The sequence below is a fragment of the Rhodococcus aetherivorans genome (assembly GCF_011058165.1).
In the GTDB taxonomy this organism is placed as follows: domain Bacteria; phylum Actinomycetota; class Actinomycetes; order Mycobacteriales; family Mycobacteriaceae; genus Rhodococcus; species Rhodococcus aetherivorans.
Map to the genome: position 1 here is coordinate 1 of NZ_JAALEG010000203.1, position 1,083 is coordinate 1,083.

The window sequence follows — 1,083 nt, forward strand, 5'->3', positions numbered from 1 at the left end:
CGGCGCGCCTCCTGCCGGCGTCGTGGGCGAACCCGCGCTGGATGAGCCGGTCCAGCGCACCGACGACGACCTCGGGGAACTCGAGCTGGACCAGGTGCCCGGCCCCGCGGACCCGCTTGAGCTCGACGTCCGGCAACGCCGCCGCGAGCTCCTCGGAGCCGGAGAACGGGATGATCATGTCGGCGTCCCCGCACAGCACCAGCACGGGCACCTGTCCGAGCACCGGCAACGCCGCCGACTCGTCGTGCAGTTCGAGGGTGCGCAGGAAGTTCACGATGGTCAGCACCGAGGTTTCCGCCAGCATCCGGTCGGAGAACTCCACCAGCTTCGGGCTGACCACCGTCCCGTAGGACGCGGCGCGCAGGATCGGCGCGATGATCGCCTTGGCGGCCCCACGGGCGTACTGCACGAACCCCGGCGCGGTGCGCGCCAGATGCCGGAACGCGTCGATCACCGGGTTCTCGAGGTTACGGCCGATGCCGGTCTTGGTCAGCCCGGCGGCGGTGGTGGCGAGCAGGCCCACCCCGACGATGCGTTCGTCGAACAACTCCGGGCGCTGGGCGGCCAGGGCGATGGTCGTCATCCCGCCCATCGAGTGCCCGACCACGACGACCGGGCCGGTGGGGACGACGGTGTCGATGACGGTGCCCAGATCGCGGCCGAGCTGGGCGATGGTGCAGGACTTCGACGTCGACACGGCGGATTCCCCGTGGCCGCGCTGGTCGTAGAAGACCATCCGCACGTCCTTGCCCCACCGCTCCTGCAGGTGGCGCATCTGCAGATGCCAGGACTGCATGCGCAGGCAGTACCCGTGCACGAACACGATCGTCAGCGGCGCCAGGGCCGAACCCACCTCCCGGACGGCGAGGTCGACGCCGTCCTCGGTACGCACGGTGCGCTTGGGCAGCGCGAGCATCGCGTCGAAGTCTTCCTCGCCGTAGATCTCGTGCGCGGGCAGGCCCGCGGTGCGCACCGCGTACAGCCCCGCGTTCGAGCCGAGCGTGGCCAGGCTCGCACCCAACAGCCCCAAACTGCCCAACAGCGTCATCGCTGCTCGCCTCCTCCGCCACCGACGTAGGTGCG

At 70.7% G+C, this 1,083-nt stretch carries 1 protein-coding gene; it reads right to left on the reverse strand.

Features of this window, described 5'->3' with window-relative positions; translation table 11 throughout:
- Positions 1–1,048, reverse strand: a 1,048-nt coding sequence (locus G6039_RS30155) for an alpha/beta fold hydrolase (protein WP_044476605.1), incomplete at its 3' end; no start/stop codon positions are given.
- Positions 1,049–1,083: the final 35 nt, after the last annotated feature.